This is a genomic window from Nitrospira sp. CMX1 (genome assembly GCF_054902215.1).
Map to the genome: position 1 here is coordinate 49,503 of NZ_JBUBKD010000040.1, position 25,767 is coordinate 75,269.

Sequence of the window (25,767 nt, forward strand, 5' to 3'; positions counted from 1 at the left end):
CTCTCTCTTTTTACCTGATCTATTTTTAGGAATTTCCGTCAGGACCGTTCAGATCTACTCAGAACATTTCAAAACACTATATGTAGTCCAAATCTGCATTGCTACGTATACTAGGTACATATGCACCTAGTCAAGAAAGGAAATGCCCTCGCGTTGTGCAGGCTCATCAGAATAAGCGGCGATCGTCCCTCCGCTCTCATTGTGGATATCGGCTTCGCTTTACACCGAACACCGTGCACAAGCTTGGAACCAGCTGGGCAGCACATCATCTCTAACCACCGGCCCTCCACGCTCCCGGCAGATGACAATGCCAATGAGAGTAGCCTTGCAGGAGACGCACAACCGCAGAATCTTGAAAGTGAGATCAGTACGGAGCCGAGGAGTCGTAGAAGGCAAACGCGACTGTCTTGTCATGACAGAGGCAGTCGGCTGCCTACGAATATTTCGCAGGATGTCGAATTTATGCGGGTGGCCATGAGTCTCAGGCATTCAAGGTTGCAATAACGTAAGTATTGGCTTATCAAGCTGCCAGGAGACTCTTACGCCCCGTCAATGCTTCGGCAATCCAGTGGCCAAGGTTGTTTTTTCGAGTCTGGGACGTTCCGGCTTCCACCTTCCCGTTCCCAACATGGGACTGCTATGCCTGAATGTCTCGCGCACGAGTGGTTTCAAACAGACAGCATCGTCGCAACGGGCCGAAGGCTGCTGCGCCTATCCGACCCCACATTGCGGCTATCGCGTCCCGCCCCCTCTCCCCTAGAATCTCGATGCTGTTAGCGTCACGTCCGTGGCCGCCCACGTGTGCTGGAAGCGAGCTTCCGCGTCAGCCGCTTCGGCGGTCCTCCCTGCGCTCGAAGTGACTGCGCAAGCCCGAATAGAGACCACCCGTTTTCTGGAAAGCGACGGAGATCCTCACAATACACGTTCTCGACCTCGACATGACGACCAGCGTTCACGAGCACGGCGCCGAGCGAGTGCCTGATTGAGTAGTACCACTTGGGTGATTCGAATTAGAGTCTTGCATCTTCGATCTTGGCTGCTTCGCTGAAATGATGGATGCCGACCTCGAGATCATTACGGCGGGTCGCGATCTCGCCGGACAGCGCATGCGCGGCGATCAAGAGAGCCGTCTTCTCTTCAGCCCATTCTCCTGTAACAACATGCGCCACACCGTGGGCGTAGGGCACCATGGCCTACGGGAAACGGATGTCCTCGAGCGGAAGCAGTTAGCCAGCACCTCGCCCCATTTTCGAACGTTGTGAGTGTGAACACGTAGTATGGCTACAGGGACAAGAGCGCAGCTATCCTTCTGTTGTCTCAATTTGACGCAGGATCAGAATGAAAGATTGATTCAGTCATGCGTGAACTACAGTTGACCGTTGTGCTCCATGAGGCGTAGAGTAATACATTGATACCGCCTCATTCTTCAGGAGGTGGGGGCCATGTTTGTCGCGGGGATAACACACCGACCGACTGAATGTGGTCAATATATCCTCCCTTCTCTTTCAATTCTCCTCACTCATCTTGCTAAGTTATCGCTGCGTTTTGTCATCGGGCTTGTGAGTCCGGCGACGTCACTTCAGTACCATGGCCGCTCAGACGATGGCTCGACGTGGCAAGGAGGTAGCTATGTCCTATCGTTACAACACCATCGATATCATCGTGGGTGTCGGGATGTGTGCCATTCTCTTCGGAGCGCTTCTCCTGTTTCTTGCCGTCAATGGAACATACCAAGCCGTTCTGCCGAACGCTCCTGGGGTGGAGCAATCGTCCAGTATGGATAATGGCTTGCGCTTCCTCCAACCAGCGTTGGGGCAAGCCATCGTCGATCAAGCGCTCATGGAACGCCGGACCAATCAGGCTCTGGCTCACTCGGTGACTGAATGGAACCGCGTCACTATGGCGTATCATGACTGGCAATCTGGCTCGAGCGGTTGGCTCGGCACCGTCCTCGACCAAGGGGTGACCGTGCCGGCGGCTCATCTCGCCCGTGTGCAGGGCGTCATGGGGCGGGGGATCGTCAATTTCACGAAACGTGGCGTACGAAACGGCCTGTTGTCTGTTGATCAGTATGACACCGCATACAACATGAACATGATCGGCGCGATAGAAGCCCAAGGGCAGCGCCTGCACAATGCCTTCGCCTCTACATGGCAAACAATGCTCGGACGCCGCATCGTCGAGGCGTCCCAACACGACTGGCTCCAGGAAGGTGCCATTCAGGAGCGTCTCGGATCTGCGGTGGTTCAAGTTGCGCACGCACAAATGAACGGGGGAAAAGGGCACGCTGCACAGCAAGAGCAGCTGGCTAGCTTGATCGTTGCCGCCGCTCGCAACGAGGGTATCACCGATCGGCCGATGCAGCCGACCATCACGGCAGCTCCGACAGTACCTTCAAAACATATCGCTGTCGCTTCTACCGAATCGGCATCATGGCCGGAGATCCCGATGGGGTACCTCATGATCGCCGGCGTTCTGCTTACCACGGTCTTTCTGGCAGGGTTGTCTATGGCGGCGCAGAGCCGAGAAGCGCGAGCGCTCGCGCAAATGAAACGTGATGCGGAGCGTTGGGCATTTCGTATGGCCGCGTAACTGCAAAGTACAGATCCATGCCGGTGCCCTCAAAAGCCTATATCTCTGAGGAGCAGATCTTAGCTCGTATTATTCATGACGGTTCGTCACGAAACTGGCAAGACGCCACGCGAGACGGGCACGCGGAGCGACGAGAGACCAAGGCATACTTGAAACAGTATGTCGAGGTCATGAGGAGTGAGCCTGCCCGCCTGGCCGCAGCGAAACCGCGGCCAGGCTTGTCGCAGCAGCGTCTTGGCGGTTGCAGTAGAAGCGTTCATGAATAATGCGGGCGAGGGCGTCGTAAAAGAAGAGAAGGTTTCCCTGTCCAGTCACCGCTAAGGAAATACGGCGTATCGCATCGCGTCTCAATCGAGGCCGTGAAGACTCGCCCTGCATCACATTTAGGAGAAACTTTCCGTTGATGGGCGCGTCAAGGCCATCAACACTTATCTTCACGCTCAGTCACTGCTCATTCTTGCTATCAACATGCATGGCCTCCACATCCGGGATTCTGGTCTTCGCATTACTGAATGGAGGTTTCATGATCGGTGAGTGGCTATAAGATATAATTACTGGTTTTCTATAGCCTCTACGCCTTGAATTGATGATCGCGATAGGCTGCCAATAGAGGAGCAAGACGGGTCTTTAATTCCAGTCGTTTGGGTTTGCCGGTCGAGGTATAGGGAACTTCGTGTCCAAAGTGGATGACCTTCGGACATTTTGAGAGCGGAAGCCGTCGACGGCAGTGAACGAGCAACTCGGCTTCCGTGGGGGGAGCACCTCCGTCTCGGAGTACCACATAGGCGGCAACCTCCTCTCCATAGTACCGATGCTCAAACGGCACAGCCATCGCGAATCGGACGAGAGGATGAGTCTGTAACACCTCGTCGATTTCAAGTGGAGCAATATTCACCCCACCGCGGATAATGAGTTCCTTGAGACGGCCCGAAATGAAGAAAAATGGCCTCCCTGCCTGATCTCGGACATAGAACCCCTCGTCTCCAGATCGGAACCAGCCCCATTGAAACGCCGCCTCGTTGGCGTCGTCGCACTTGAAGTAGCCGGCACAGACGGTTCCGCCACGGATGCCAATTTCTCCTCTCGCCATTTCCGGCAGCGGTTGCCCATCATCGCTCAGAATTGCCATCGAATTGTGCCGGAGAGGGACTCCGATCGAGGGAAACTCGTAGTCTCCGATCCAGTGGCGATGTTCATTGCGCGACAGATCATTCGGCAGAAAACAGGAATAGCAGGTCGTTTCGGACAAACCGTACCCATGGCGAATCAGAAAACCGAATCGGTCTTCAAACCGTAAGGCGGTGTCCTTGAGCAGCGGCCCTGCCCCGCAAATGAATCCGCCGAAATGATCGAGTTTGTATGCAGTCACATCGTCATTCGCATCGAGGAGAAATTCAAGCAACGTCGGAACGACGCTGACGCAGGTGACCCGCTCTTCGTGTAATCTCCGCCAGAATGTAGCGCTTTTGAACTTACGATTCAGGACGATGCTGCCTTTGCAATAGAACGGTGTGACCAGTGTGACGACCGTCCCGTTCACATGATGAATCGGGAGCACACACATCAAGCGGTCGTCTGCCCCAAACTGATGCCAGTCGGTGATCGCATCGGCATCGAGAAGCAAATTCTCTACGGTGAGGACCACCCCTTTGGGCGGACCAGTGGTCCCCGAGGTATAGACGATGAGCGCTTCGTCTTCGAGACCGGGGGCGTGAGATGTTGGGCCCAAGGATGAGTGGGGTGCTGTCATCTTGGCACTCGACCGATGCTTCGGACCTTCTACGAAACCATCATCATTCAACGCAATCACCTGTCGTAAGGCCGGAAGTTCTCGTTGAAGGTCTTTCACTTCTTCAAGAAGGCCATACCAGCAACAGACGGTTGAGGCTTCGGAATGTTCGAGGATGTAGCCCTTCTTATCGGTGGACTCCTCGATGTTGATCGGGACGATCGTGACACCCAGTACCCACGCCGCAAAGTACAGCATCACGGTCATGTCGTGATTGAAGAGCATCATCGCCAGCCGGTCCCCTCGTCTTAGGCCCACCTGGTCATGGAGAAACGAAGCGACCAGGTGGACGACCATCCCGAATTCCGCATAGCTGTAGGAGTAGCGGACAGCCAGATCGTCGTCGCAATAGGTCAAGAACGTGCGATTGACTAAGGAAGGATCGTAGACACGGGATTTAAAGAAGTCGGCGAACGAGTTCCACGGAAGCGCAGGACACAGACCTCCGACTTTCCGTGCCTGCGCAATATGTTCAGGCACGACAACTAATGGAGACATGTTCCCTCCTCAATGCTTCCCTGTAGAGAGCACGCAGCCTCACCAACCGTGCCCGTGCGATGGGGTCAGGTGCATCAATTAATAGAGACATATTCTTTCCTTAATGGTCCCGTATAGAGAGCATACAGCGTAATCAACCATACCCGTGCGATGAGGTCAGGTACGGCGATCAAGGGGAACATATTCTCTTCTTGACGGCCCCCTGTAGAGTGCGCGGGGTCTCATCAACCGGTTGTGATCCTGTTGTTCGATGACATGCGCACACCATCCGGTAATGCGCGAGCAGACGAACAACGGTGTGTAAAAAGCACGAGGGATCGCCATCAACAGATAGGCGACCGCGGTGTAAAAATCGAGATTGGGATGAAGGCCTTTTTCACGCTGCATGACATGATCGACGGTCGTCGCAATCTCATACCATCGGTGGTCGCCGCACATCCGGCTCAACGATTCGGCATGCCGTTGAATAATGGCTGAACGAGCGTCGCCTTTCTTGAGCACGCGGTGACCGAAACCCATGATCCGGTGTTTTTTCACAAGAGCGTCTCGCACCCATGTTTCCACCCGTTCACGGCTGCCTATATCGAGAAACATTTCGGCCACCGCTTCGTTAGCCCCGCCATGGAGCGGCCCCTTGAGCGCCCCAATCGCGGAAGTAATGGCCGAGTACAGATCCGTCATCGTCGACGCCGTGACACGAGCGGCGAACGTGGATGCGTTGAATTCGTGTTCGGCATACAACGTGAGGGAGACGTCAAGGACCCGAGCCATGGCTTTTGCCTGATCATCCCCCTTCCGGTCGGTGAGGAGATACAAGAGATTCTCCGCAAAGGTCAGATCCTCCCGTGGCCGGACGCGAGGTTTGCCGTTCATGAGCCGATGGGAGGTCGCGACCAATAGGGGGATTTGCGCCATCAGTCGGACGGACTTCCGAACGTTGGCCTCGTGAGAGTGATCGACTGTATCCGGATCGACTATACCCAGCAGTGACACACCCGTTCGGACGATATCCATTGGGTGTGAGCCGGAAGGTACTGCACTGAGGAATATGTCGAGGAGACGAGGGAGGGCGGCATTTTTAACGAGGTCCGCTGCGAACGCTATCAGCTCTTTTTGATTCGGCAGATGGCCGAACAGCAGCAGATAGGCGACCTCCTCAAACGTGCTGTGCTCCGCCAACTCGCGGATCGGGTACCCTCGATAGAGAAGACCGGCTTCTTCTTCATCGACGAGGCAGAGAGCCGATTCGCCGGCGATCACTCCTTCAAGTCCGGGGCTATACGCAGGACCGTCTTTCACTTTGATCACGAGAGAATCATTTATGACCATGCTCATTGGTCCTCCCTTCCCGGTGCTCATGAGGGTCCGTGTACCGGAGCAGCGCGTACAGTTCTCGTCGCGTCATCATGTGATGGAGCCAGTCCTTCTGAGACCCGAACAGCTTCAGTTCAGCCAGCAACCTATTGATGGCTTGCAAGGCTGTCCGCAACCCCGTCACGGGGAAAAGTACGCCGCGATACCCTAGCCTCTCGAATTCTGCGACGCTCAACAGTGGCGTTTTACCAAACTCCGTCATATTGGCGATCAACGGAACGGTGACTCCTTCCTCCTGGATTTCGCGGGCGAAGACTCGAAACTCTTCGGTGGACTCTAGCGCCTCCGGGAACAGTGCATCCGCACCGGCCTTCGCATACGTCGCGGCACGTTGAATAGCAGCCTCCACTCCCTCCACCGCGCGGGCATCGGTGCGGGCGACGATCATGAAATCCCGATCTCTTTTCGCATGCACAGCCGCCTCGATCTTCGCCACCATTTCGTCAACAGATACCAGAAGTTTCCCGGAAAGATGCCCGCACTTCTTGGCTGTTTCTTGATCTTCAATCTGCATGCCCGCAAGATCGTTTGCTTCGAACACCCTCACTGCTTCCGCAGTCTCCTCCGGACCGCCATAGCCCGTATCGGCATCGACGATGGTCGGAATTGACACGGCTTTAGCAATCCTTCCTGCTTCGCCGGCCATCTCGCTGAGCGTGAGAAGCCCGATATCCGGCACTCCACGGCAAGCGGAGATCGCCGCCCCAGAGACATACACGGTCTCGTAGCCAGCCCGTTCGACTTGTTTCGCGACCAGCGCGTTGAACGCACCCGGTATAGCGAGGGTGCGTGCGGCCAGCAACTCACGCAGGCGAGCTGCCTTTGTCTGAGTTTGTGAATCCTTTTTCATATCCATCATCACTGATCTTGTAATTCAGATCTTCAACAATGGCATGAGTGTACCGATGTCCTTGACCCGATCAAGATTCCACACGTATTCGATCAGCCGGTCGATACGGAGACGATTCAGTCTCCCGGCGGCTAACCGGCGAAACTTTGCTTCCAGATCCCTGTCCGACATCGGATCGCCCGGATGTCCTACCGGCACATCGACTTGACTGATGTAGGTTTTTCCCGCTTGGGTCTTGACCGTGATCCGCGTCGGCATGGTGTTCGGGTAGCGCCCTACGAAATCGGGCTGCGGCACGACACGGATCTTTTTCATCAGGTCTCGTACGGCTGGATCTTGCAACCGTTTTGAGCCGAATGACTGCAGCGTCACGTGACCGTAGAGCAATGCCACGGCAACGCAATAGGGAAAGCTATGATCAGCCGTCTCCCTCGTGGCCGGCTGCCATTTTTCAGGATCGCGACCGATAATTTCGATGGCCACGTCATAACTCCCGATCTCAACATCCGTCACACGATCGATGGCACGCGCTCCTTCGGCATCAATCAGCTCATTGCGAAGCACCACAGTCGCCTCGACTGCGGTCTGCGCGTGATACTCGACTGGGTACTGCTTGATAGAGGTGTCCAGAATCTTGAATTGAGGGGACTGGGTCTCGGGGAACCGTCCCCTCCCGCCTTGATCTGTACCCGTTCGAGAAGGTTGTCCACGTTCTGCGGCGAATAGTGTCAGCTCCAGTGGCCCTGAAACGAGTTTCATGAAGCCCTTTTCACCTTCGAAGATGGGCGATGGCCCTGTCATGCCGAGCTGCGCCAACATGGCGGCAAACACACCGTTGCGGGCGGCATTCGAGAATGCGCAGGCTTTCCACAGCGATACATCACCCACTCGCGTCTGTCGCAACGCCACATTGGCGATGCCGGCCAGATTGATGGCCTGTACGGTCTGCTTGTGTGAAAGTTTCAGGAGCTTCGCGGCACCGAGAGCGGACGAAAATGGGCCGTAGGTCACATGATCCCACCCGCGAGGGCGAAGCGCTGCGGCGTCGCAGAGCCGGCACTGCACTTCATAGGCAAGCGCGATGGCTTCAATTACCTGCCTGCCCGAAGCATGGATGGTCTCACCGACTGCGACAATGGCCGGAATATTGTCGGAGGGATGAGCCGGTTCCTTGGAAAGATAGGTGTCGTTGAAATCAAGATATCGAACGAGTCCGCCGTTGGCGAAGGTTGCGAGATCGGGAAGGGTCTTATGGTTCGTGCCCCACGCGGTGGCACCATGCGGCACCTTGACAGTCTCGGCAACTCGACGGGCGACCAGGCAGGGCGGTGCGTTCCATGCGCCGAGCGCGCAGCCGAGACTATCGAGCACGCGCCGTTTGACTTCGTACACAACAACATCCGGCAAATCGCCGTAGCGCAACGTTCGGCAATATCGAGCGAGGCGATCTGAAAGCATCGGCTGCCTCTTTTCGATCTACGCCATCTCTTCTTCCCTCACGTTTGACGCCTCACGAATTCATGCTCCTGTTTCGGCCAATTTCTGTTGTCGCTTTTCCAAAAATGCCTGCACCGCTTCTTGCTTGTCAGGAGAGACGCACAACCGGCCGAATAACTCTGCTTCCCTGGCCAGGCCTTCCGACAGGGGGATGTCGATTCCTCCCCTGATCGCATGGAGTGCGGCCTCAACCGCGGTTTTCCCCTGCGTGGTCATTGAAGCTGCGATGGTTTCAACCTGTGTGATCAGCTCGTGCGCCGGTACGACTCGACTCAGCAGACCGATTCGCAACGCCTCCTCCGCCGAGACAGTCTTCCCCGTCAAAATCATTTCCGCCGCCTTGGAAGGCCCAACGATTCGCGGCAACCGCTGAGTTCCTCCGAAGCCGGGAATGAGACCGAGTTTGATTTCCGGCAACCCCAACAGTGCACCTGCGGCCGCTACACGAATATGGCAGGCCAGAGCGAGTTCGAGACCACCACCGACACAGGTTCCGTTGATCGCGGCAAGAACCGGTTTATCCGACCGCTCAATGCGGTTGAAAAGCGCCTGTCCGCGAGACGCGAACTCCGACCCGCCGCGCTCCGTATGAAGATGAGCCAGTTCATTGATGTCGGCGCCCGCGCAGAAAAATCGTCCCGTACCGGTCACCATCACCACTCGGACATACTCGTCTTCCTCCAACTTATTCAAGACCAGGTTGAGCTCCTTGATCACGGAAAGATTCAGTACGTTGGCCGGTGGATTATGGAGCGTGATCCGCGCGACATGGTGAGAGATCGTCAATAATTGATGCGGCATACATCCTCCCAAACCAAGCTAAGCTTGAGTCGAGTGTGAGCGATTCCAAGCTTTCTCGACGTGACGAACATCGCCGGCTTGTTGATGCTCCGTGATCGCGGCAGCAAGCTCCGCAATCCCCTCGCCTGTCGTCGCGACCGCGCGCAACACATTCGGACACCATTCCAGCAAATCCTGTAAGGTGTGATCCGAGCCAGGAAGGTCTCCTTTGTTGACGACGACGATATGCGCAACTTCCAAGAGTCCGGCCTTCATAGCTTGAACTTCGTCCCCAAGGCCCGGTGCCACCACCGCCACAACGGTATGCGCGACATCGACGATGTCGATTTCATCCTGGCCGACCCCGATGGTCTCAATCAGGATCACCTCATATCCGGCTGCTTCCAGTACCAGCATCGCGTCGCCGGTCGCTGGAGCAAGCCCTCCATGATGCCCACGAGTGGCCATGCTTCTGATATAGACCCCGTCATCCACTGCATGTTCCTGCATCCTGATACGGTCACCCAGTAGGGCACCGCCCGTGACAGGGCTGCTGATATCGACCGCCAGAACCCCCACTTTCAAACCTTGCCGCCGATAGAAGCTTACCAAGCGATCGACAAGCGTACTTTTCCCGGCTCCTGGATAGCCCGTAATCCCGATCACCACCGGCTTATGCGAGATGCTGAGCAGGCGCAACGCTTCCCTCGCGCCCGGGTGGTTTTCCAACAAAGAGATCAGGCGTGATACGGCGCGGACGTTTCCGGCCCTCACCTGCTCAGCTAAGATCGCTAAACCGTGGATATCGCACATGAACGGGTGTGGACCGAAAGGACTCATGCCGCCCCCTCATACGCGGTTTGTTCTATCTGTACCTGCGATAAACGCGAGGACAGTCGGCGGTTCAGAGCCTCACCGATCTTGCTTGCCGCCGCAACGACCTTCCGCTCATCCACAGTCAGCAAGGCGCCGGATGCTCTCAAGGCATAGACCACGTCTTCCGTCGCAACGTTCCCCGACGCCCCCGGCGCATAAGGACACCCGCCTAGTCCTCCGGCGGACGTGTCAAACGTCTCGATGCCGTACTCCGTCCACGCGGTCAGGACATTGGCCACCGCCATGCCGCAGGTGTCATGAACGTGAAGCGAGAGGCAGCTTCGGTCAATGCGCGGCACTATTTCATCCAAGAGTTTCCGGATGTCACGGGGGGACGCCTTTCCGACAGTGTCCCCAAGCGAAATCTCATCGACTCCCAGATCGAGCACCATCCGTATCACGTCCAGAACCTGAGACGGCTGAACAGTTCCCTCGAAGGGGCAATGGGTCACCGTGGAAATGTATCCGCGCACCATCATGCCATCCCGTTTTGCGCTGAACACCACCGGCCTGAACCGTTCGATCGACTCGCTCACCGTACAGTTGATGTTCCGTCGGGTGAACATGTCGGAGGCCGCCGTAAAGACCGCGATCTTATTCACCGCCGCGGCTCTCGCTCGCTCCAATCCTCGTTCGTTTGGCACCAATGCCGAATAGACGACACCGAGTTTGCGGTTGATTTTCCGAAACACCTCGTCGGAATCCGCCAATTGCGGGATCGCTCGAGGTGATACGAAGGATCCGGCTTCGATCTCTGTGACACCGGTTTCTGACAGACCATCCACAAATGACACCTTGGCCTCTGTTGAGACGATATCCGATTCATTCTGCAGTCCGTCCCGCGGACCGACTTCAATGATGCGGATGGGCCGTAAAACTGTGCTATGCCTTTCGCTCAGCGACATCGTACGGCCCTTTTATTGAGGATTTCTTGCCCTGACTCCCTGATCCAGTTGTCCAGACCGGAGAGCGCCTTTCAAGAAAAGCCCGAAATCCTTCTTGTGCCTCCACCGAAAGACGGGCATAGGCATTGGCTTCAATACCGGCATTCCATCGCCCATCGTCGGGAACTGCGCGAATCAGGGCTTTAGTGTCCCGCACTGCTTGCGGCGCGAGATTTGAAACTGCATGAACTAACTCAACGACGCGGGAACCGAGCTGATCCTTCTCAACGACGTCATGAACAAGGTTGTATTGTTTCGCAGCAGCGGCGGAAAATACCTCGCCGGTCAGGCAGAACCTTCGCAGAAAAGAATCGCCGGTCTTCCGAAGCAGAAGAGGAGCAATCACTCCCGCCACCATTCCTAACCGCACCTCACTGAGAGCGAAGGTCGCGTCCTTGGCCGCGACAGCGATGTCGCAGGCTGCAACCAAGCCAACCCCGCCTCCGAAGGCCGGACCCTGAATTTGCCCGATCACCGGACAAGGACATTCATCAATGGTACGGAACATCCTCGCGAGCTGTTCAGCATCCTCACGCGCTTGAGCGGCAGACACCGCACTCTCCGATGCCAACCAATTGATGTCTGCACCTGCGCAAAACACAGCGCCGTTGCCGGCTAACGTAATTGCGCGAAGCGAGGAGTCCTGGCTCAACAAGGTGAAGACGTCGCACAGTTCTTTCACCATGCGGGCGTCGAATGCGTTCCGCCGATCAGGTCGATTCAAGATCACGCGTGCGCTGTTTTTGTTGGACTCAACGAGGATCAACGTAGAATCCTTCATAGGCACCTCACATGCGAAAGACAGGCGGATGCGACGAGCGAACCGGTGTCGTCATGGCCACATCAAGACACAGACCGAGAATGTTCCTTGTCTCCATCGGATCGATAATCCCGTCATCCCAGAGCCGAGCCGTGCTGAAATAGGGACTTCCCTCCCGCTCGTACTGTGCCCGCGTGGAGTCCGTGATCTTTCGCTGCTCATCTTCCGAGAGAGCAGCTTTGTCGCGCTCTCGCTGTTGCTGTTTTACGGTCAAGAGCACCTGCGCCGCCTGTTGAGCCCCCATGACCGAGGTTCGCGCATTGGGCCAGAGAAAGAGAAACCGCGGACCATAGGCTCGCCCGCACATGGCATAATTGCCGGCACCATGAGAGGCGCCGATAATAATGGTGATCTTCGGCACATCGGCGGTCGCCACCGCTTGCACCATCTTCGCGCCGTCCTTGATGATCCCCCGCGCCTCATAGTCCTTCCCGACCATGAAACCGGTGATGTTTTGGAAAAACACGAGCGGCAGACGCCGTTGGGCGCAGAGCTGGACGAAGTGCGCGCCTTTCAAGGCGGCTTCGGAGAAGAGCACGCCGTTGTTCGCGATGATGCCGACCTGATGCCCCATCCAACGGACGAAACCGCATGTGAGCGTCCGACCGTATCGAGCCTTGAACTCGTGAAAGCGGCTGCCGTCCACTAAGCGAGCAATGACTTCACGGGCTTCGAAGGTCTGACGCGGATTGCTCGGAATGAGTCCATACAATTCGCCGGCCGGGTAGCACGGCTCCTCAACTGTAGCCGGCTTGCGAAGGGTCGGTCGTCGAGGCAGTGTGTCGACGATCGATCGACAGATCTCAAGGGCTTCATCGTCGCTTTCCGCTAGATGATCGCTCACGCCGGAGAGCCTGGTATGGAGATCGGCGCCACCGAGCTCTTCGGCTATGACCTCCTCGCCGGTTGCCGCTTTGACCAGCGGCGGCCCAGCCAGATAAATGGTGCCGGTCCCTTTCACGATCACGTTCTCATCGCACATGGCCGGCATGTACGCACCGCCCGCGGTACACATCCCCATGACGACGGCAATTTGAGGAATACCGAGAGCGGACATGCGCGCCTGGTTATAAAAGATCCGCCCGAAGTGCTCCTTGTCGGCAAAGACATCGGCTTGCATCGGCAGGAATACTCCCCCGGAATCCACAAGGTAGATCGCGGGCAGCCGATTTTCCAGGGCGATCTCCTGGGCTCGCAGATGTTTCTTAATCGTCATGGGGAAATAGGTTCCGCCTTTGACTGTCGCGTCATTGGCGGCGAGCACGCAGGGCCGTCCCGACACGTAGCCGACGACGGTGATCAAACCGGCAGTCGAAATCTGGTCGTCATACATGCCGGCCGCAGCCAGGGGACTCAGTTCGAGCCAAGGCCTGTCCGGATCGAGCAGTTTCGCGATCCGCTCACGAGCGGTCAGTTTGCCTCGTTGTCGATGAAGCACAGTTGCTTCTGGTGGCCCTCCGGCTCGAACAAGAGCGAGATGTTTCTGCAGGTCGGCCACTAGCCCCTCATAGTGCACACGATTCGACGCGAATTCGCTGGACGTCGTTATCATCGAAGTCGTCAACGTACGCATGGTGTTCAGCCCTGTGGTTTGAGCCCTTTCACGAACGTCACGATCTCATCCATGGGCGCTCCTGGCCTAAACAGCGCCTTCACACCGTCCGCGGTGAGCGTCGCAACATCTTCATCGGGAATGATTCCGCCGCCGAACAAGGCGATGTCTTCTGAATCCTGTTCTTTAAGGAGTTCGAGGACGCGTCGGAACAGCGTCTTGTGCGCTCCTGAAAGGATGCTCAAACCGATCGCGTCCACATCCTCTTGGATCGCCGTACTGACGACCTGTTCCGGCGTCTGGTGGAGACCGGTGTAGATCACTTCCATCCCGGCGTCACGCAATGCGCGCGCGATGAGCTTCACACCCCGGTCATGACCGTCGAGGCCGACTTTACCGATCAGGATACGAAAAGGGGTACTCGCTACTGGCATGTCGACACCTCCCGAAGAAAATATTTACCTTCTTGATCCCTCCGTACATATCCTGCCTGAACCACCGGATCGTGCTCAAAGAGCAACAGCCATCGCTCTTCGAACGCCCGGTCCAACACCCATCGCTTCGTCTCCAGGGTCTGGATGGGAAACAGGTCGTAGCCCATGATGTAGGGAAGCGGCAGATGCGACACCGTCGGAATCAGGTCGCCAAGGAAGAAAGCCACCTGCCCTTCCGACTCGATCTTGACCGCCTGATGACAGCGCGTGTGGCCGGCGGTCACCACGACGGTGATGCCTGGCAGCAATTCAGTATCTCCCTTCAAGAATTCCCACTGATTGCTCTGATCGATCGGTGTAAAGTTATCCTGTCGGTAGCTGGCTTTCGTCCGTTCATTGGCGCGAGCCGCATCTTCAAACTCGCCATGCTGAATGAAATATTTGGCGTTGGGAAAGGTGGGTACGACGGACCCGTTCTCTTGCATCGTGTTCCCGCCGGCGTGGTCAAAATGCAGGTGTGTGTTGATGACCATGTGAATATCGTCTCGACCGAGGCCTAGACGTTTCAAAGACTCCAGCAACGTCGGCATCCGCTCAACGGCGAACATGCGTTGAAACTTGCCGTCTTCCTTGAAGCCCAATCCCGTATCCACCAGAATGTTTTTGCCGTTCGCGCGGATCAACAGAGCAGTGAGGCTGAGCGAGATCCGGTTGAACTCATCGGCGGGACAGCACTTCTCCCACAGGACCTTTGGCACCACTCCAAACATCGCTCCGCCATCGAGCCGAAACCGGCCGTCACTCACCGGATAAATTTCAAACGCTCCGAGCTTCATGATCCTCCCTCTCTACCTCTGGGCCTCGGGTGGAAGGGGATACAGGCACCGAGCGGGGCGCCATTGCGTCGAACCTGATTCAGTAGCAAACGGTGGCGCCTCTCCTTTCCATCCCCCCTCCCGCAGTGACGATCAGGATGCCTCCCACTGCGCGCATGCGACGAGCGCCGCCCGCTGTGATCACAATCTGATCAGCCTTGTGCGCGCGTCGCACGAGCACAAGAGGCATCCTGGTCATCGCTGCCGTCACAACACCACCTGCTCCCGATACGTTCCGAACACTTCTTTCAAGGCTGCGCAGATTTCGCCTAGCGTCGCCCTGGCTTTCACCGCATCGATGAGATAGGGCATGACGTTTTCGCCACACGAAGCCGCTTCTTGTAGTTCCTCGACGGCACCGGCCATCTTGAATGAATCGCGACATTTACGCAGGTCCGAAAGACGTCCCACCTGTTCGTATTCGACTTCCTGTCCTATCTTGAGAATAGAGATCGGACGTTCCTCCGATTCCACGTACTCGTTGACGCCGACGACGATCCGCTCGTTCCGTTCCAACTCACGTTGGTACCGTTGCGAGGCGTCGAGAATTTCACGCTGCGGGAATCCCCGCTCGATCGCCCTGACCATCCCGCCCATCTCATCCAACCGACGAAAGTAATCCACCGCCTCCTCTTCGAGGCGATTCGTGAGGGCTTCGACATAATAGGAGCCGCCGAGAGGATCGACGCTGTTGGTGACTCCACTCTCTTGGGCGATGATCTGTTGCGTACGCAGCGCCAGTTTCACCGCTCCCTCGGTCGGCAGCGCCAACGTTTCGTCCATCGAGTTGGTATGGAGGGACTGCGTGCCGCCCAAGACAGCCGCGAGTGCCTGAATCGTTGTCCGAACCACGTTGTTCATCGGCTGTTGTGCCGTCAGAGAACAGCCGGCGGTTTGCGCATGGCAGCGGAGCTGCACCGAACGCGGATCGGTCGGCCGATACCGTCTGGTCATTTCGCGGGCCCACAGTCGACGGGCTGCGCGGAACTTCGCAATCTCTTCGAAGAAGTCGCTGTAGGCATTGAAAAAGAACGAAAGCTGCGGGGCGAACCGGTCCACGGGGAGACCGGCTTTCACCACCGCCTCCACGTAGGTCAGGCCGTCATAGATGGTAAAGGCCAGTTCCTGCACGGCGGTGGATCCGGCTTCCCTGATGTGATACCCGCTGATACTGACCGGGTGCCATTTGGGCACATGTTCGGAACAATAGGCGATGGTGTCGGTGATCAGGCGGAGCGACGGTTCCGGCGGGAAGAGCCACTCTTTCTGCGCGATGTATTCTTTGAGAATATCGTTCTGCAACGTGCCGTCCAGCAGCTCAAGACGGATGCCTCGCTTCTCTGCGACCGCGAGATACATCGCGAAGATCACGGCGGCCGGGCCGTTGATCGTCATCGACGTAGTGACCTGATCGAGCGGAATACCATCGAAGAGTCGCTCCATATCATCAAGCGACGAGATGGCGACGCCGCAGTGACCGATCTCTCCATGCGCGCGAGGATCATCCGCGTCGATACCCATGAGGGTCGGCATATCGAACGCGACACTCAGTCCGTTCTGTCCATGTTGGAGGAGATATTTAAAGCGGCGGTTGGTGTCATCCGCCGATCCGAACCCGGCGAATTGCCGCATCGTCCAGAGCCGCCCACGATACATGGTCGGGTAAACGCCACGGGTATAGGGGAATTCACCTGGTGCGCCGAGCTCGTCTTCCGATGACCAGTCCTTCAGATCGTCGTGCGTGTACACGCGATTCATGTCGAGTCCCGAGAGAGATGCGAATCGGGGTTTGCGCTCTTGCATCGATCTCCTCCACATCATGGTGAAGAACCAGGAACCAAGATCAGGACTGACTGCTCATCGCTTCCTGCCGTTCGTTCCTCCCTTCGTAGACGTAGAATCCACGGCCGCTCTTTCGCCCCAGCCACCCCGCTTCGACATATCGGCGGAGTAAGGGGCACGCGCGAAACTTTGGATCCCCCAAGTCTTGATGCAAAACATCGCAGATGGCCAGCACCGTATCCAAACCGATGCGGTCGGCAAGCGCCAATGGTCCCACGGGATGATTGGCACCCGTCGCCATTGCCAAATCAATATCCTCAGCGGAGGCGACGCCTTCCTCCAATGCGAACACAGCTTCGTTGATCATGGGAATTAGGACTCGGTTCACGATGAATCCAGGCACATCTTTGGCCACGGCCGGTGTTTTTCCCAAACGCTTCGCCAAGTCGAGCGCGAGCTGCATCGTTCGTTCCGATGTTTCCAAACCCCGCACGACTTCCACCAGCTTCATCACGGGCGCAGGATTCATGAAATGAAAGCCGATGACGCGGTCCGGCCGGCCTGAGGAAGCTCCCAACTTCGTGATTGAAATGGATGAGGTGTTGCTCGCGAGCACTGCTTGCGGCGGACAGATTCGGTTCAATTGTGCAAAGAGTTTCTGCTTCAACGCAAGACTTTCAGAAACCGCTTCGATGACCACCTCCACGTCGCGCAAGCGGTCGAGCTCCCCCAATGGGTGGATGAGCGCCAAGACCTCTCCCGCTTGATCATCAGTAAGACTGCCTCGTGCAACTGCACGCTCCAATCCAACACGGATCTTGGAAACGGCCTGCGTTAACGGCGGCTCGGCGACGTCCACGAGGAGGACTTCGTAGCCGGCGGTCGCGCACACCTGGCTGATGCCGCTGCCCATCTGGCCTGCACCCAAAATCCCGATCTTCTTGATATCCTCGAGCTTCATAGCCGTCTTCATGGCCTTTCTACGATCATCGCCAATGCTTCCCCTCCTCCGATGCAAAGGCTTGCTAAGCCTCGCCTCACTCCACATGCCGCCATGGCATGGATCAGGGTTGTAAGGATGCGCGCGCCGGTTGCCCCGATCGGATGGCCGAGCGCAACAGCTCCACCGTTCACGTTGACCTTCTTCACATCGAGTCCCAATTCTCGGTTGATCGCGAGAGACACGGCCGAAAACGCTTCGTTGATTTCAAATAAATCAATGTCTCCGATCGTGAGACCTGTTTTCTTGAGCACCCGTTTGATCGCCTCGATCGGCGCGATCGTAAACCATTCCGGGGCCAGCGCGGCTCCGGCGTAGCCGACGATACGCGCCATCGGTGCACATCCACGGCGTGCCGCTTCTTCTTCCGCCATAACAACCAACGCCGCCGCGCCGTCATTACAGGAAGGAGAATTGCCCACCGTCAGAACACCGTCGTCCTGGAATACTGGTTTCAGCTCACGCATCCTGCTGAGATCGACTCGAGTCGGTTCCTCGTCCTCCGCAACCGCCACTGCCGGACCTTTGCGTTGCGACACCTCGACAGGCACTATTTCCTGTTTAAAGATTCCACTCGCTATCGCCTCACGCGCGCGTCGATAGCTCTCAAGGGCGAAGTCATCCAGTTCGTTTCTTGTCAACCGGAACTTGGCGGCGCACCGCTCACCCGCATTGCCCATATGGAAATTATTGTAGACGTCCCACAGCCCGTCTTTGACGAGACTGTCGACTAATTCTGCATGTCCCAAGCGATAGCCCTGTCGCGCTTTCTCAAGCAAATACGGCGAGCGGGTCATGTTTTCCATCCCGCCTGCCACGACGATGTTCGCTTCTCCCAGCGCAACGGCTTGTGATGCCATGATGACCGTCTGGATGCTGGAGCCGCAGACTTTGTTCACCGTCGTGGCACCGATCGAATGGGGGATTCCGGCTCCGATCGATGCCTGTCGTGCCGGCGCTTGTCCCAGGCCGGCGCTGAGGACGCAACCCATGTAGACATGGTCTACATGGTCCGGCGGCAGGTGAACCCGCTTCAACGCGTCGGCGATGGCAAGACTGCCCAATTTTGTCGCCGGCACCTGGCTGAACATGCCGTTGAAACTGCCCATCGGCGTCCGCACGGCGCTGACGATCACAGCTCGCTTCATCTCGTTCATCACTTTTCCCCTTGGCTCCTCATGCCTTACCCCTCACACGTTCTTACTCACAAAATCTGCTCCCAATGGCTTTGTTCGAGATACTGTTTCACTTTCGCCATAAATTGATCCGCCGTCGCCCCATCGATCACTCGGTGGTCGAACGACAGGCTGAGGTAGCCCATCGGTCGAATGGCAATCGCATCGTCTATGATGACGGCTCGTTTCTGAATTGCACCGATACCCAGAATCGCAATCTGCGGCTGATGGATGATGGGTGTGCTGAACAAGCTGCCGAACCCGCCATGATTCGTGATCGTGAACGTTCCGCTCTGCACCTCCTCGGGACTCAATTTTTTGGACCTGGCCCGCTCGGCCATGTCCACGACTTCTTTCGCCAGCTGTGTCAGTCCCTTGCGATCGGCATCTCGAACCACTGGTACCAACAGTCCGTCTTCGAGTGCCGTGGCGATCCCGACATGGATATCTTTCTTGACCAGAATCCCTTGCTCTCCCCATGACGAGTTCACAATCGGCATATCGCGAAGGGCTCTCGTTGCGGCTCGAATGACAAATGGAAGATAGGTGAGGTTATGGCCCTGCCCTGAACCCTGTCGAAGGGCCTCTCGGAATTTTTCGATGTATGAGAAGTCAGCCTCGAAGAAGGTGGCGACATGGGCTGACGTCTGTTTGCTCTTGACCATTCGATCGGCGATGGTCTTGCGCATCTGCGTAAGGGGGCGAACTTCCTCACCAATAGAAGGCTCGCCGCCTGTCGTGGCAACCTTGGTCTGGACTCCGCTCTGCGCGATAAAGTCGAGCACATCCTTTTTGGTCACCCGGCCACCGACCCCGGTTCCTTTCACGCGCAAAAGATCGATTCCGTGCTCCTTCGCCAGCTGCCGCACAGCCGGAGAGTGATGTTGATCTTCCGCAGAATCTTGTTCCATAGGACGGACAACCACCCCCCCCACCCGGTTGACCACATCCGAAGGTGGAACACTGTCGATGCGCGCCAGCAGGGTTCCGACTGGAACGGTCTCGCCCTCATGCACGATGATCTCATTCAATCGCCCTGTGCTTGGGGAAGGAATTTCCAACGTCACCTTTTCAGTCTCGACTTCCAGGAGCGACTCGTCTTTTTGAATCATCCCTCCGGCTGGGACAAGCCATTTGACGACTGTTCCCTCGGCGATGCTTTCTCCCAACTGCGGCATGATGATGTCAGTAGCCACGTGAACCTCGTGAGGAGTTAGGCGTGAAACGCCAACATTCTCCTTACCCCTAACGCCGAACTAATACGTTGCCAGTTTCCGTGCCGCGGCAATAATGTCGCTGGTCTTCGGGAGAAAAAACTCTTCCAACGGCGTGCTGAACGGGACCGGCGTGTCAGGCGGCGCAATACGAATAACCGGTCCGTCCAAGCAGTCGAAGCATTCTTCCGCCAACAATGCCGCGATCTCAGCCCCGACACCGCCGGTCTTGTTATCCTCATGCAGAAGAATGGCCTTGCTGGTCTTGCGCACGGAGGCGTAAATCGTTTCCTTGTCCAGCGGCATCAATGTGCGTAAGTCGACAACTTCAAGGTCGATCCCTTCGTGCGCCAGTGACTGAGCGGCTTCGAGTGCGAGGTGCACCATCGCGCCGTACGTGATGACTGAGATATCATGGCCGATCCGCTTTACATCGGCCTTACCAAGCGGAACGACGAAATCCTCTTGCGGGAGAGTAGATTTGATACGCCGATAGAGAAACTTATGCTCAAAGTAGATCACCGGGTTCGGGTCGCGAATCGCCGCTTTGAGGAGCCCTTTGGCGTCGTACGGCGTGGACGGGGCGACCAACTTGAGTCCCGGGGAATGGAAGAACCAGCCTTCCGGACATTCAGAATGGAACGGCCCGCCATGCACACCGCCGCCGAACGGTGCGCGGATAACCATAGGCACCGCGGCTCCCCATCGGTAATGATTCTTGGCCGCCACCTCGGTGATCTGATCGAATGCGCAAGAAATAAAATCCGCGAACTGCATCTCCACGACCGGACGCAAACCCATCATGGCTGCGCCGATCGCCGCTCCGACGAACCCAGACTCGGCGAGCGGCGTATCGAGCACCCGCCATTCGCCGTACTTTTGGAGAAATCCTTCCGTAATCTTAAAGGCGCCTCCGTACATGCCGATATCTTCGCCCATCAGGAACACCCGTTCATCACGGGCCATCTCTTCGTCCAAGGCTTGTGAAATCGCCTCGAGGTAACTGACTTCCTCGGTACTCTGAGCCATGGTCGTCATAATGGCGGCTCCTTCCAAACCGAAAACGAACAACTAATGACTATCGGCGCTCATCGCGAATACGCCTTCCAACACTTCCGGGCCTTCCGGCAACGGGCTCTGTTCGGCAAATTCCACACCAGCCTCGACTTCTTTCTTCACCCGATCGGCGACTTCATGGAAATACGCCTCTTCGCCATACCCGAGCTGTTTGAGCAACTGTTCAGCTTTGAGGATCGGATCTTTTTTCTTCCACTCCTCCAGTAGCTCACGCGGAACGTATTTCGCCGGGTCATGCTCGGAATGGCCGTGCATCCGCATCGTCTTGAACTCGAGAAAGCTTGGCCCTTCTCCTGCGCGGGCCTTCGCAATCGCGTGTTTTGCCGCCAGATAGACTTCGGCCACATCGTTGCCGTCCACAATTTCACCGGGCATGCCATAGGCCTTCGCTCGATCCACGACATTCGGAATCGCCATTTGTAAACGAAGCGGTGTCGAGTATGCGTATTGGTTGTTGTTACAGAAAAACACGACGGGGAGCCTTCGCACCGCCGCAAAGTTCATCGCTTCATGAAAATCGCCCCTGCTGGATCCTCCATCCCCGGTTCCCGTGAACACGACGCGAGATTCCCCTCTCATCTTAAACGCCAGCGCCGCACCGGCAGCCACCGGAAGATTGTCCGCCAGATGACTGACAAATCCGAAGACTCCTCGCCTGAGGTCTCCCATATGAACGTTACCGTCCTTTCCTTTGCTCGGACCGGCCCTCTTTCCAAGGTACTGGGCGAGCACCTCACCCGGAGTGAAGCCTCGAATGAGGAAGGCGCCCATGTCCCGGTGAAAAGGCGCGATGACATCGTCGCGCTCCAACGCGGAGGCATACCCGACGGCGATCGCCTCCATTCCGTAGCTGGTATAGACTCCACCGACGATACGGCCTTGTCGGTAGAGCGCCGTAATGCGGTCCTCCACTGCTCTGGTAAGGCGGAGGTAGTCGTACATCCGGAGCAAGTCCTCTCGCTTGATCTCTTTGGCGATGACTGCAACATCCATGACAACCTCCACGTCACCGGCTCACAACGCAGGCATGTCCTTCCAAGACAGCAAGGGCTTGTGTGATTTGCACAGAGGACAGTACGCCGGCTCCCACTGCGGCATGTCGAGATCCGTCGTGTAGTAGAAGGGATACTGTGCCGTCAACTCATTCATCATTGGAAACTGGCCGCTATCCCGGCGTGCAAAGACCATCATCCCCGCTACAACACCACCATTGTCCGTGATGACTTTACCGAGTTTGCCGACACAATTGCCGCGCGTGGTGACATCGTTGAGCGCCACAAAGCGGTCACCGGCTTTGATGACGTCGGCAGTAATGTCCGTCCCGATCCGCCCTGTTTCGCAGCTGAAGGGTGTCAACGCCATAGTCAATCGCATCGTATCTCGAAGCTCAGCCACGATTGCTCCCGCAAGTTGCCCCGCAGCCGAACTGGTCGCCACGAGACCCGCTATTGGACGGTCTTGAAACGTCTGCCCGATCCAGACAGCCATATCTCCGGCCAACTGCCGGATTACGTCTGGACAATTCGCGATGGATTCGAAGCGCAAATACGTCGCCGTGTGGTGACCTGACACAACCTCCACATGGGTATCGAAGAAGACGGATCGGGAAGTACGGAGAATATTCAGGATATCGTTCTCGGTCAGATTGGTGTTTAAACCAGCACGGATAACGCTTTTCAGCTTCACATCGATCGCCGGCCCCTCATAAAGCGCACGATGTCGATCCACCACTTCCGCAAGAGTCTGGTCAACCGTGCCGACAAACATCTTCACTCCCTTGGCGTCGAACCTATCACCTTGGTTCTAAGAACGCCGATCGGTTGGATTTCCAGTTCCACCACATCGCCCGGTTTCAAGTAACGGTCCGATTCCAGCCCACATCCACCGCCCACCGTTCCCGAACCCAAGATATCTCCCGGATAGATTGTTTCGCCTCGCGACACGTGGGCGATCATCTGGGCAAACGACCAGTGGATCGTCCCAAATCGTCCTCGCGACCACTCTTCTCCATTCACCCTCGCAATCATTGTCAGTGTGCCCAGATCAGCAATTTCATCGGGAGTGACGAGACAGGGACCCAGCGCTGTCGCGAAGTCCTTGCCCTTCGCCGGCCCCAGCCGGCAGGCCATTTCTTGAAATTGAATATCGCGTGCGCTGAAGTCGTTCATGATCGTGTAACCGGCGATGTAGTCTTCCGCCCGTCGTTCACTGATGTCTCGCCCCTGGCGTCCGATCACGCAGGCAAGTTCCAGCTCATAGTCCAACTTCGTCGTATCCAACGGCCATGAGAGAACTTCGTCCGGCCCGATGATCGTGCGATGGTTCCCTTTGTAGTACACGGGAGCCTTGTACCACTCCGGTGGTATCGGCTGTCCCCGCTTCTTCGACGTTGCGGCAATGTGATCTTCAAAAGCGATAAAATCTCGCAGCGAAGACGGATTCGACAGCGGAGCCAAGAGCTGAACATCGGCCGACGAATACACGATTGCCTCACCGGATGGCCCTTTGACTGATAAGGACCGTGTGGTCACATAATCTTTCGCGCGGCGTGCTGCCGCGAGCGTGGAAGCTCCTCCTTCGAGGAACTCCAACATCGTCGGTGGAACCTGTGCATTGGCCAAGCGTTGTGGTTGTGTTTCCTGTTGATCTGCCAACCAACGCACATAGGCCATATTCACGTCCACGATCTGCTGACCGTGGATCGCTCCGACCCTCGTGAACGTCCCGACAGGAGTGCCGACTTGAAAACTCACAAGTTTCATGGACGACTCCAACTCAGTGCGTAGTCCTTGATCTCCACTGTGTCCATCTCCGGTTGGACTGTGAAGGGAGTCTTGGACTCGACCATCACCGCCACTTCGCTCGTGTACGTCTTCGTTTTGCCCACTTGGACCGCCTGGGGTTGTGGCCCATGGTGAATACCCTGCGGATGGAACGTGAGCATCCCCGGTCGAATACCTGAGCGGCTGAAAAACTCTCCGTCGTGATAGAAGAGCACTTCATCGTAGTCGGTATTTCGGTGGTAAAAGGGCACGCGCAAGGCCTGAGGGTCACTTTCCAGCGGTCTCGGGGCAAAGGTGGAAATGAGGCATCCACCGGCTTGAAACGTCTGATGGACACTCGGTGGCAGGTGATACCGGGGACTGACGACCGGCCGAAAATCCCGCACATTCAACTTCGCCACCCACAGGTCGCCTTTCCATCCGACCACATCCATGGGATAAAACGGATAGACGACTCGCGTCCACTCGCCTCGATGCTTAATGTGAACGTCCCATGTTCGCCCTGCCGTTTCCGCCGGTTCCACCGGCTCTAGGTCAGGGGCGCGCAGCACGCCTTTATCGAAGAGGGCATGTTGCCCTAGTGCTCCTCGATCCGGCACCACCACGGCAACCGGCGTCTCGACAATGAGGAAAAAGGAAGGCCCCAAATCGACATGGGTTCGGTAGGTGGTGCCTTTGGGAACTACGAGGTAGTCGCCTGGCTCGTAGGACAGAACACCGTAATCGGTCTCGAATCTGCCTCTCCCCCGATGGACAAAATAGACGTCGTCTCCATCCGCATTGCGCACAAAATAGGGCATCGTCTCTCGTTGCCAGCTAAGGTAGAGGCTGACATCCCGGCTTTGCATCAGGAGGACCGATTGCGTCGTGATGGACAGTATGGTTTCGGAGATCTGAGTGCAGGCGAATGCCCGTGGTCTTAGCTTCCCGGCAATATCGATCCACGCGGTCGGGGGATGCGTTCGATAGAGATGGGACACCGACCCAACAAAGCCATTCCGTCCATGTTCCTCCTCATATAGCCCTTCCGGAATCCCCACATGGGCTTGGTTGGGAACGGTGCCTCTTGTCTTGAGATACATGGCCGGCCCCCCAACAGGGTTGGATGGACAGCTTACGATGCCTTTTTCAGTGACTTCTTTTGCTTGTGCCTCGGTATCGAGGGCGACTCGTAATCGACGATCGTTCGGTCAACCCCGGCGATTTGGTCTCGTTCAATATCCTTGTACAGTGACTCCACCGTGCTTGTGACAAACGTCCTCGCCGCTTCGCCTCCATGTTGACGTTGGATCAACTCGATGAACAGCCCACTGCCCGGAAAGAGGGGATAGGTGAAACGTTGCTTGAGCGGTCCGAATCCATCTCTGCCCTCTTTCACTGGCCCGCTAAACTTGACGCCATGCGCTTCCCACTCTCGACAGGCCTCCTCGATATTGTCGACTTCGAAGGCCACGTGCTGCACACCCTGTCCGTACTTTTCTATAAATTCGTTGATTTGGGATTTGCCAGTCTTGTCACGACCCTGCATGAGGGCGACCTTGGCGGTTCCACGCTGCACGACGACGGTATCCATGGACGAAATATCGCTCCCCACGTTCTTAGCAGACCAGATCACTTCGAAGCCAAGAATCTTGGCAAACAAAAATTCCGCGGCCTCGAGATCGCCGACACAGAGAGTGACATGATCAAAACCCGTTACCTGATCCATGGCGCTCCTACATTCCGACTCACCGCAACAATTCCCCATATAATTCATTTTTATTATTGAATAACTATACTCTACTATCATTGCATGAACATTTCAATACGCTACACCAATAAGCATAAAATAATTGTTGTCTAAAAATAACATGGA

Annotated in this window: 24 protein-coding genes; 1 reads left to right on the top strand and 23 read right to left on the bottom strand. The window is 56.5% G+C overall.

The features are described 5' to 3' along the window. Window positions 1–1,010: 1,010 nt before the first annotated feature. The gene (locus ACYX34_RS09940) at window positions 1,011–1,190 is read right to left on the bottom strand and encodes a hypothetical protein (protein WP_462076402.1); all 180 of its coding nucleotides are present in this window, start codon (window positions 1,188–1,190) and stop codon (window positions 1,011–1,013) included. 439 nt (window positions 1,191–1,629) lie between these two features. Here ACYX34_RS09940 and ACYX34_RS09945 point away from each other — a divergent pair, with 439 nt between their 5' ends. Continuing rightward, window positions 1,630–2,592: a hypothetical protein gene (locus tag ACYX34_RS09945; protein ID WP_462076403.1), complete on the top strand. Its 963-nt coding sequence runs from the start codon at window positions 1,630–1,632 to the stop codon at window positions 2,590–2,592. A gap of 168 nt (window positions 2,593–2,760) precedes the next feature. Here the strand turns inward: ACYX34_RS09945 and ACYX34_RS09950 are convergent, their stop codons facing one another. The 22 genes from ACYX34_RS09950 to ACYX34_RS10055 form a co-directional block, all read right to left on the bottom strand. Beyond that, complete coding sequence (locus ACYX34_RS09950) at window positions 2,761–3,030, bottom strand: hypothetical protein (protein WP_462076404.1); 270 nt, start codon at window positions 3,028–3,030, stop codon at window positions 2,761–2,763. A gap of 133 nt (window positions 3,031–3,163) precedes the next feature. Beyond that, on the bottom strand, window positions 3,164–4,879 hold the full coding sequence (locus ACYX34_RS09955; protein ID WP_462076405.1) for a class I adenylate-forming enzyme family protein: 1,716 nt from the start codon (window positions 4,877–4,879) through the stop codon (window positions 3,164–3,166). A gap of 156 nt (window positions 4,880–5,035) precedes the next feature. After that, window positions 5,036–6,214 carry a citrate/2-methylcitrate synthase gene (locus ACYX34_RS09960; RefSeq protein ID WP_462076406.1) on the bottom strand — a complete coding sequence of 393 codons (1,179 nt, stop codon included), beginning with the start codon at window positions 6,212–6,214 and terminating at the stop codon, window positions 5,036–5,038. Beyond that, window positions 6,195–7,103: an isocitrate lyase/PEP mutase family protein gene (locus tag ACYX34_RS09965; protein WP_462076407.1), complete on the bottom strand. Its 909-nt coding sequence runs from the start codon at window positions 7,101–7,103 to the stop codon at window positions 6,195–6,197. The genes ACYX34_RS09960 and ACYX34_RS09965 overlap by 20 nt, the downstream gene beginning before the upstream one ends. Window positions 7,104–7,127: 24 nt before the next feature. Further along, on the bottom strand, window positions 7,128–8,561 hold the full coding sequence (locus ACYX34_RS09970) for an MmgE/PrpD family protein (protein ID WP_462076408.1): 1,434 nt from the start codon (window positions 8,559–8,561) through the stop codon (window positions 7,128–7,130). 60 nt (window positions 8,562–8,621) lie between these two features. Continuing rightward, on the bottom strand, window positions 8,622–9,401 hold the full coding sequence (locus ACYX34_RS09975; RefSeq protein WP_462076409.1) for an enoyl-CoA hydratase-related protein: 780 nt from the start codon (window positions 9,399–9,401) through the stop codon (window positions 8,622–8,624). An 18-nt stretch (window positions 9,402–9,419) separates the two neighbouring features. After that, entirely contained in the window at window positions 9,420–10,220 is an 801-nt protein-coding gene (meaB, locus tag ACYX34_RS09980) for a methylmalonyl Co-A mutase-associated GTPase MeaB (RefSeq protein ID WP_462076410.1), read from the bottom strand. After that, complete coding sequence (locus ACYX34_RS09985; protein ID WP_462076411.1) at window positions 10,217–11,161, bottom strand: hydroxymethylglutaryl-CoA lyase; 945 nt, start codon at window positions 11,159–11,161, stop codon at window positions 10,217–10,219. Before ACYX34_RS09985 ends, meaB begins: the two co-directional genes overlap by 4 nt. Next, window positions 11,139–11,981 carry an enoyl-CoA hydratase-related protein gene (locus ACYX34_RS09990; RefSeq protein WP_462076412.1) on the bottom strand — a complete coding sequence of 281 codons (843 nt, stop codon included), beginning with the start codon at window positions 11,979–11,981 and terminating at the stop codon, window positions 11,139–11,141. Before ACYX34_RS09990 ends, ACYX34_RS09985 begins: the two co-directional genes overlap by 23 nt. Before the next feature lie 7 nt (window positions 11,982–11,988). Then, window positions 11,989–13,593: a carboxyl transferase domain-containing protein gene (locus ACYX34_RS09995; protein ID WP_462076413.1), complete on the bottom strand. Its 1,605-nt coding sequence runs from the start codon at window positions 13,591–13,593 to the stop codon at window positions 11,989–11,991. Between the two features lie 5 nt (window positions 13,594–13,598). After that, window positions 13,599–14,006, bottom strand: coding sequence for a cobalamin B12-binding domain-containing protein (locus ACYX34_RS10000; RefSeq protein ID WP_462076414.1), 408 nt, complete (start codon window positions 14,004–14,006; stop codon window positions 13,599–13,601). Then, window positions 13,997–14,842, bottom strand: a complete 846-nt coding sequence (locus tag ACYX34_RS10005; protein ID WP_462076415.1) for an MBL fold metallo-hydrolase — start codon at window positions 14,840–14,842, stop codon at window positions 13,997–13,999. The genes ACYX34_RS10000 and ACYX34_RS10005 overlap by 10 nt, the downstream gene beginning before the upstream one ends. A 246-nt stretch (window positions 14,843–15,088) precedes the next feature. Continuing rightward, a complete protein-coding gene (locus tag ACYX34_RS10010) occupies window positions 15,089–16,684 on the bottom strand; it encodes an acyl-CoA mutase large subunit family protein (protein WP_462076416.1) in 1,596 nt (531 codons plus the stop codon). A gap of 40 nt (window positions 16,685–16,724) precedes the next feature. Further along, window positions 16,725–17,636, bottom strand: coding sequence for a 3-hydroxyacyl-CoA dehydrogenase family protein (locus ACYX34_RS10015; protein WP_462076417.1), 912 nt, complete (start codon window positions 17,634–17,636; stop codon window positions 16,725–16,727). Beyond that, window positions 17,633–18,820 carry a thiolase family protein gene (locus ACYX34_RS10020; protein ID WP_462076418.1) on the bottom strand — a complete coding sequence of 396 codons (1,188 nt, stop codon included), beginning with the start codon at window positions 18,818–18,820 and terminating at the stop codon, window positions 17,633–17,635. Before ACYX34_RS10020 ends, ACYX34_RS10015 begins: the two co-directional genes overlap by 4 nt. A gap of 47 nt (window positions 18,821–18,867) precedes the next feature. Then, on the bottom strand, window positions 18,868–20,034 hold the full coding sequence (locus tag ACYX34_RS10025) for a dihydrolipoamide acetyltransferase family protein (RefSeq protein ID WP_462076419.1): 1,167 nt from the start codon (window positions 20,032–20,034) through the stop codon (window positions 18,868–18,870). 60 nt (window positions 20,035–20,094) lie between these two features. Continuing rightward, the gene (locus ACYX34_RS10030) at window positions 20,095–21,090 is read right to left on the bottom strand and encodes an alpha-ketoacid dehydrogenase subunit beta (RefSeq protein WP_462076420.1); all 996 of its coding nucleotides are present in this window, start codon (window positions 21,088–21,090) and stop codon (window positions 20,095–20,097) included. Window positions 21,091–21,123: 33 nt separating this feature from the next. Next, window positions 21,124–22,122, bottom strand: a complete 999-nt coding sequence (locus ACYX34_RS10035; protein ID WP_462076421.1) for a thiamine pyrophosphate-dependent dehydrogenase E1 component subunit alpha — start codon at window positions 22,120–22,122, stop codon at window positions 21,124–21,126. Between the two features lie 21 nt (window positions 22,123–22,143). Further along, on the bottom strand, window positions 22,144–22,896 hold the full coding sequence (locus ACYX34_RS10040; protein WP_462076422.1) for a hypothetical protein: 753 nt from the start codon (window positions 22,894–22,896) through the stop codon (window positions 22,144–22,146). A 2-nt stretch (window positions 22,897–22,898) separates the two neighbouring features. Continuing rightward, on the bottom strand, window positions 22,899–23,891 hold the full coding sequence (locus tag ACYX34_RS10045; protein WP_462076423.1) for a fumarylacetoacetate hydrolase family protein: 993 nt from the start codon (window positions 23,889–23,891) through the stop codon (window positions 22,899–22,901). Further along, the gene (locus tag ACYX34_RS10050; protein WP_462076424.1) at window positions 23,888–24,994 is read right to left on the bottom strand and encodes a homogentisate 1,2-dioxygenase; all 1,107 of its coding nucleotides are present in this window, start codon (window positions 24,992–24,994) and stop codon (window positions 23,888–23,890) included. The genes ACYX34_RS10045 and ACYX34_RS10050 overlap by 4 nt, the downstream gene beginning before the upstream one ends. A gap of 32 nt (window positions 24,995–25,026) precedes the next feature. Then, window positions 25,027–25,620, bottom strand: coding sequence for a VOC family protein (locus tag ACYX34_RS10055; RefSeq protein WP_462076425.1), 594 nt, complete (start codon window positions 25,618–25,620; stop codon window positions 25,027–25,029). Between the last annotated feature and the right edge of the window lie 147 nt (window positions 25,621–25,767).